At 70.6% G+C, this 6,686-nt stretch carries 7 protein-coding genes; 5 read left to right on the top strand and 2 right to left on the bottom strand.

What is annotated here, in order from left to right; genetic code table 11:
• Nucleotides 1-10 precede the first annotated feature (10 nt).
• Nucleotides 11-1,813 carry a proline--tRNA ligase gene (locus WML84_RS11585; RefSeq protein WP_347346300.1) on the top strand — a complete coding sequence of 601 codons (1,803 nt, stop codon included), beginning with the start codon at nucleotides 11-13 and terminating at the stop codon, nucleotides 1,811-1,813.
• A 68-nt stretch (nucleotides 1,814-1,881) separates the two neighbouring features.
• Here WML84_RS11585 and WML84_RS11580 read toward each other — a convergent pair whose 3' ends face one another.
• The gene (locus WML84_RS11580) at nucleotides 1,882-3,222 is read right to left on the bottom strand and encodes a DUF222 domain-containing protein (RefSeq protein WP_347346299.1); all 1,341 of its coding nucleotides are present in this window, start codon (nucleotides 3,220-3,222) and stop codon (nucleotides 1,882-1,884) included.
• A gap of 90 nt (nucleotides 3,223-3,312) precedes the next feature.
• Nucleotides 3,313-3,816, bottom strand: a complete 504-nt coding sequence (locus WML84_RS11575; RefSeq protein WP_347346298.1) for a pyridoxamine 5'-phosphate oxidase family protein — start codon at nucleotides 3,814-3,816, stop codon at nucleotides 3,313-3,315.
• 133 nt (nucleotides 3,817-3,949) lie between these two features.
• Between WML84_RS11575 and WML84_RS11570 the strand changes: the two genes are divergently transcribed.
• The 4 genes from WML84_RS11570 to WML84_RS11555 all read left to right on the top strand — a co-directional run.
• The gene (locus WML84_RS11570) at nucleotides 3,950-4,996 is read left to right on the top strand and encodes a TIGR00730 family Rossman fold protein (protein WP_347346297.1); all 1,047 of its coding nucleotides are present in this window, start codon (nucleotides 3,950-3,952) and stop codon (nucleotides 4,994-4,996) included.
• Nucleotides 4,997-5,092: 96 nt separating this feature from the next.
• Entirely contained in the window at nucleotides 5,093-6,082 is a 990-nt protein-coding gene (nusA, locus tag WML84_RS11565) for a transcription termination factor NusA (protein WP_347346296.1), read from the top strand.
• Between the two features lie 38 nt (nucleotides 6,083-6,120).
• Nucleotides 6,121-6,372: a YlxR family protein gene (locus tag WML84_RS11560; protein ID WP_347346295.1), complete on the top strand. Its 252-nt coding sequence runs from the start codon at nucleotides 6,121-6,123 to the stop codon at nucleotides 6,370-6,372.
• Nucleotides 6,373-6,465: 93 nt separating this feature from the next.
• Nucleotides 6,466-6,686, top strand: a 221-nt coding sequence (locus WML84_RS11555; protein WP_347346294.1) for a translation initiation factor IF-2 N-terminal domain-containing protein, incomplete at its 3' end; no start/stop codon positions are given.

The following is a 6,686-nucleotide window of genomic DNA, read 5'->3' as shown; positions in this document are numbered from 1 at the left end:
CTTGACCCTCGTGGTCACCCGTCTCTCGCACTTCTTCCTCCGCACGCTCCGTGAGGACCCCGCCGACGCGGAGGTCACGAGCCACAAGCTGCTCGTGCGCGCCGGCTACATCCGGCGCACCGCGCCCGGGATCTTCACGTGGCTGCCGCTGGGGCTGAAGGTCAAGGCGAGGGTCGAGGCGGTCGTCCGCGAGGAGATGGCGAACGCCGGCGCGTACGAGGTGCACTTCCCGGCGCTCGTGCCCGCCGACCCCTACCGCGAGTCGGGCCGGTGGGAGGCCTACGGCGACGGCATCTTCCGCCTGCAGGACCGCAAGGGCGCGGACTACCTGCTCGCCCCCACGCACGAGGAGCTGTTCACGCTGCTCGTGAAGGACCTGTACTCGTCGTACAAGGACCTGCCGCTGGCGATCTACCAGATCCAGGACAAGTACCGCGACGAGGCCCGGCCCCGGGCGGGCCTGCTGCGCGGCCGCGAGTTCACGATGAAGGACGCCTACACCTTCGACTACACCGACGCGGGGCTGGATGCCTCGTACCAGGCGCAGCGCGACGCCTACGAGCGCATCTTCCGACGCCTCGGCCTCGAGTACGTCATCGTCAACGCCGACAACGGCCTCATGGGGGGTGCGCGCTCGGAGGAGTTCCTGCACCCGACCCCCGTCGGCGAGGACACCTTCGTGCGCTCCGCCGGTGGCTACGCGGCCAACGTCGAGGCCTTCACGACGGTCGCGCCGGAGCCGATCCCGTTCGAGGGGCTGCCCGAGCCGGTGATCTTCGACTCGCCCGACACCCCCACGATCGAGACGCTCGTCGCGCATTCCAACGCGCACCTCGCCGCGCCCGCACCGGGAATCGCCGGTCCGGCGACGGACGCCGCCGCCGAGTGGACCGCCGCGCACACGCTGAAGAACGTCGTGCTCGCCCTCACGCACCTCGACGGCACGCGCGAGCTCGTCGTCGTCGGCATCCCCGGCGACCGCGAGGTCGACGAGAAGCGCGTCGAGGTCGCCTTCGCGCCCGCCGCGGTCGAGGCCGCGACGCCAGAGGACTTCGAGCGGCACCCGCTGCTGGTCAAGGGCTACATGGGCCCCTGGTCGCCGCAGGGCGCGATCCTCGGCGAGGAGTCCGCCACCGGCATCCGCTTCCTGCTCGACCCGCGCGTGGTCGACGGGACGAGCTGGGTCACCGGCGCGAACATCGACCAGAAGCACGTGCACTCGCTGGTCGCCGGCCGCGACTTCACCGCGGACGGGTACGTCGAGGTCGCGAACGTCCGCGCCGGCGACCCCGCCCCGGACGGCTCGGGTCCGGTCGAGCTCGCTCGCGGCATGGAGATCGGCCACGTCTTCCAGCTCGGACGCTTCTTCGCCGAGACGCTGGGCCTGAAGGTCCTCGACGAGAACGGCAAGCTCGTCACCGTCACGATGGGCTCGTACGGCATCGGCGTGACGCGCATCCTCGCGATCATCGCCGAGCTGAGCAACGACGCGCGCGGGCTGATCTGGCCCGAGTCGGTCGCGCCGTTCGACGTGCACGTCGTGGCGACGGGCAAGGATGCCGTGGCGTTCGACCTCGCGGCATCCCTCGCGGACGACCTCGAGAACGCCGGCCTCGACGTGCTCTACGACGACCGGCCCAAGGCGTCTCCGGGCGTGAAGTTCGGCGACGCCGAGCTCATCGGCGTGCCGCGCATCGTGATCGTCGGTCGCGGCGCCGCCGACGGCCGGGTCGAGCTGTGGGATCGCCGCACCGGCGACCGCGAGGTCGTGGCGGCGGCGGAGGCCGTCGCGCGCCTGACCCGCCACCACTGACCCTTCGGTTTCGCCGAGGCGAACTGTCTCAGCTGGGATCCTGTCTCAGCGGGGATCGACCAGGAATCTCAGAAGGGCGGGTCGTCGGTGGCGGTGCTCGTCTGCGCGTGCAGGCGTGTGAGGATCGCGGTGGCTTCTCGTTCGCCGTGGCGGGGTCGCCGGGTGGCGTAGCCGGTGGGGGAGATGAGCTGGACGGTGCCGTCGTCGCGGCGCCGGTACTGGTAGCGGGTCTTCTCTTTGGCCTGGTTGTCGGGGGCGCAGAAGGGATGCAGGTTCCGGAGATCGGTGGGTCCCCGGCCGGGTCCGTGGAAGGCGTCCCAGTGGTCGATGTCGCTCTCGGCTGCGGGATGGCTGCACCCGTCGCGGGTGCAGGTCGCGTGGGTGTGGAGGAGCCACTCGCGTTGCTGCCGGGTGGCGGTGCGGGCGGTGCGGTCCATGTCGAGGATGACGCCGGTGACCGGATCGGTGATGATCCGGGTGAAGCTCCCGGCTTCCAGGAGCAGCCGGATCGCGGTGGTCTTGTCGATGGTGTCGCCGGTGTCCAGGCGCGCGGTCTGGTTCAGGTCGGGAGCGCCGGCCGGGACAGGCAGGTCCTGGCGGACGGTGCGCTGCGCCTCGGGGGTGAGCTGATCGAGGGGCACGGTGACGTAGACCTTCGTCGTGACGGCGGTGGGGGTTCCGGTGCCTCTCAGCCAGGCGGTGGCGAGGTCGGCACGGACCTGGTCACGGGTGCGGCCGTCGCGGACGTTGTGCTGCACGTGCTTGGCGGTGGCGGTGAGGCGCCGTTTGATCGCGATGGCGTCGGTGGTCGCGGTGAGCAGGTGCACCCACGACATCCCCGCCTCGCATGTCTCCACGACCATGGTGCGTGCCCGGCGGGCGGCGGTGTGCTCGGCCGCCGGGTCTACCGGCGCGAGCCGATCGGCGAGCCTCCGGGCCCGGGCGCGAAACAGGGCGGGGGAGCAGTCCGGGGCCAGGTCGGCGAGAGCCTCGTCGAAGGCGGTGAGCGCGCCGACCGGGTGAGCGTCGAAACGCGGGACGAGGGCCAGGGCGGCATCCACCTGGGCAAGCGAGGCGAACCCTTCCCATGCCTGCGCCCACAGGGCGGGCAGTGAGGCTCGTGCGGCGTCGGCGGTATGGACGAGGTTCCGGACCGTGTTCTCGGACAGCTGGAGACGGCACGACGCCTCGGTCACCGCGCAGCGCTCCGCTGTGCCCACCGGATCGGGGTCGCCGGGCAGCGCATACACGGAGGGATGCTGCCGGGCGAAACCGATCGCATCGGCAAGTGCCGCCGCCCGCCGGGACGCGTCACGGTGCAGCACGTACTGATGCCGCTCCACGTCCTCGAAGCACAACCCGAGCATGCGAGACTCGCTCAACTGCTCGACTCCAAGCTCCGGTGACATGCACCAATACTAGCATAGGATTCGAAACTAAGCGCGGTATGTCTATGCCCATATGTGAACAAAAATACGCATAGAGCGGATGCGGCGGGCTCAGCAGGTGATGCGGCCGTGGTTCATGATGTCCTCGTCGGGCGTGTCACGGGTCACGAACGCCTTGACCAGGTCGGCCGCCATCGCGATCTTGCCCTTCGCGGGCTCCCAGAACTCCGTCTCGACCGGGGTCACCCGGAGCAGCGCGACGCCGGGGGTGTCGAGGCCGTCGGCGAACCACACGTCGAGCGCGGGGGTGTAGAGCTCCTCCATGAGCGCGCGGTCGTGCACGACGCGGGCGCGACCGGCGACGGAGACGTACCGCATGCCCTTCGCGTCGCTGTAGGCGAGGCCCACGTCCCGATCGGCCTCGACCTCGTCGACCTTCTTCGTGTGGTCCGACGTGAAGAACCAGATGTCGCCGCTGTCGTCCATGCGGCGGGTGCTCATCGGACGCGAGACGAGATGCCCCGCGTCGTCGAGCGTGGTCAGCATCGTGAAGTCGATGTCCTCGACGAGGTCCTTCACGCGGGCGAGCGCCTCTGCGCCTGTGAGTTCGGTCATGGCGCGATCATGCCCCGCCGGCGCCGTGTCTCCGAGCGGGTTGACAGCGGGATGCCGCGCGGCTAGGTCGCGCGGTGGCGGGCGCCGACGGCCTCTTCGCCTGCCGTTCACCCCGCCATGACATCCTGACTGCATGACCGAGAGCTCGAACAACCCCGTGTCCGGTGCCGTGACCGAGGCGCTCCGCGCCGTGATCGAGGAGGCGGGCATCGCGCAGCACGCCGACCTCGTCGCGCGCATCCTCGCCACCGGCATCGGCATGGGCCTGGACACCCCGGGACGGCTGGATCTCAAGATCACCTCGGCCGCGCTCACCGAGATGCGCGCGGCGTTCCGCCTGTTCGCACCCTATGCCGGCGTGCCGAAGGTCACGATCTTCGGCTCCGCGCGCACGCTCCCCGACGACGCCCTGTACCGGCAGGCCTCCGACGTCGCCGCGGCCCTCGCCGCCAACGGGTGGATGGTGGTCACCGGCGCCGGCCCCGGCATCATGCAGGCCGCCGCCGAGGGCGCCGGCCCCGACCACTCGTTGGGCGTGTCCATCCGGCTGCCGTTCGAGGAGCGGCCCAACGCGATCGTCGAGGCGAACGCGCGCAACGTCGCCATGAAGTACTTCTTCACGCGCAAGCTCATGCTCGTGAAGGAGTCGAGCGGGTTCGTGTGCGTGCCCGGCGGCTTCGGCACTCTGGACGAGATGTTCGAGCTGCTCACGCTGCAGCAGACCGGCAAGGCCGAGCCGACGCCGATCGTGCTCCTCGACGCACCGGGCGGAACGTTCTGGGAGGGTCTGCGCCGCTTCGTCGACGAGCAGCTGATCCCCGCGGGCGTGATCTCGCCGGGCGACTTCGACCGCGTGCTCGTCACCGACTCGGTCGAGGCCGCCGCGGCGGAGATCACCGGCTTCTGGCGCAACTACGACTCCCTCCGCTGGGTGGGCGGCCGGCTCGTGCTGCGCCTGCGGGCGGAGCCGACCGACGGCGAGCTCGAGGCGTTGAACCGCGAGTTCGAGGGGCTCCTCGCCGCGGGCCGCATCGAGCGCACCGGTCCGCTGCGCGTCGAGCGCGAGGACGGCGATCGCGTCGAGCTTCCGCGGCTCGTGATGCGGCTGAACCAGTTCCGGGTCGGCGAGCTCCACCGGCTGATCCGGGCCGTCAACGCGCTCGGCTCCGCGCCCGCCTGAGGGCCGGCGCCCCGCCATCCCGCACGGCTCCATCCGGTACCCTGGAGGGATGCCGGGACGGCGACGTCCTCGCGAGAGCTGAATAGGGAGGACACCGTGGACATCGATCTCGGGTTGCTGCGGACGGTCGAACGCGAACGGGAGATCCCGTTCGACGAGCTCGTCGGAATCATCGAGCAGGCGATCCTGACCGCCTACGGCAAGAACCACTCGCAGACGGGCGCCGCCCCCGCCGGGACTCGCGCGCACCTCGATCGGAAGACCGGCCACGTCGCGATCTACGTGCCGCTCCTCGACGAGGAGGGCGCGGTCATCGGCGAGGAGGAGACCACTCCCGACGACTTCGGCCGCATCGCCGCGTTCGCCGCGAAGCAGGTCATCAGCCAGCGGCTGCGCGACATCGCCGACGACGCGATCCTCGGCGAGTTCCGCGGCAAGGAGGGCGACATCGTCGCCGGCGTCATCCAGCAGGGCCCCAACCCGCGCATGGTCCACGTCGACCTCGGCACGGTCGAGGCCATCCTGCCGCCCGAGGAGCAGGTCGCCGGCGAGGAGTACCCGCACGGCTCGCGCCTGCGCGTGTACGTGACCTCGGTCGCCAAGGGCACGAAGGGCCCCTCGATCACCGTGTCGCGCACCCACCCGGGCCTCGTGCGGAAGCTGTTCGCCCTCGAGGTGCCCGAGATCGCCGCGGGCCTCGTCGAGATCGTCTCGCTCGCGCGCGAGGCCGGGCACCGCACGAAGATCGCGGTGAAGTCCGACGACCCGACGATCAACGCGAAGGGCGCCTGCATCGGCGAGCTCGGGCGTCGCGTGCGCGCGGTCACCGAGGAGCTCGGCGGCGAGAAGATCGACATCGTCGACTACGACCCCGAGCTCGCGAAGTTCGTCGCGAACGCGCTGTCGCCCGCGAAGGTCACCTCGAGCTTCATCCTCGACGCGAACATCAAGGCCGTGCGCGCCCTCGTCCCCGACTACCAGCTGTCGCTCGCGATCGGCAAGGAGGGCCAGAACGCCCGCCTGGCCGCCAAGCTCACCGGCGCGAAGATCGACATCCAGCCCGACAGCATCCTCGAGGACAACTGAGCGACGGGCGGGGCGTCCGCCCAGGACCGGGGTGTACGATGGAACCCGTTCGAACGTGCGTGGGGTGCCGCGCGCGTGCTCCCCGATCCACCCTCTTGCGAGTCGTGGTTCGTGATGCCCTCCTCGTCCCCGACGAGCGTGCATCGCTTCCCGGGCGAGGCGCGTGGGTGCACGACACGACCGAGTGCGTGGATGCCGCCATCCGGCGTCGCGCCTTCGGACGAGCATTGCGCGTGCCCGGCCCACTGGACACGCAGACCATTCAAGACCACCCCCAGCGAAACGGCTGAACGGCTATGGACACAAAGTGAACGGCTCGAAATGAGACCCGTCCGCGACTAACGGTCTGCCCTGTCCGGGGTAGGCCCCCAGACAGGAGAATTGTGGCAAACCCACGCGTACACGAGATCGCCTCCGAGCTCGGCGTCGACAGCAAGCTCGCGCTCGCGAAGCTCAAGGAGCTCGGCGAATACGTCAAGAGCCCGTCGTCGACGATCGCGCCCCCGGTGGCTCGAAAGCTTCGCGCCGCGCTCGCGGCCGACGGCGCCGGCAAGCCGGCCGACGGCGCATCCGCCGCCGGCGCGCCCAGGCCGGGCGCCCGCCC

This window comes from Microbacterium sp., from assembly GCF_039812165.1.
Taxonomy (GTDB): Bacteria; Actinomycetota; Actinomycetes; order Actinomycetales; family Microbacteriaceae; genus Microbacterium.
The sequence above is the reverse complement of the archived record's forward strand: the minus strand, read 5'-3'. Positions and strand labels throughout refer to the sequence as shown.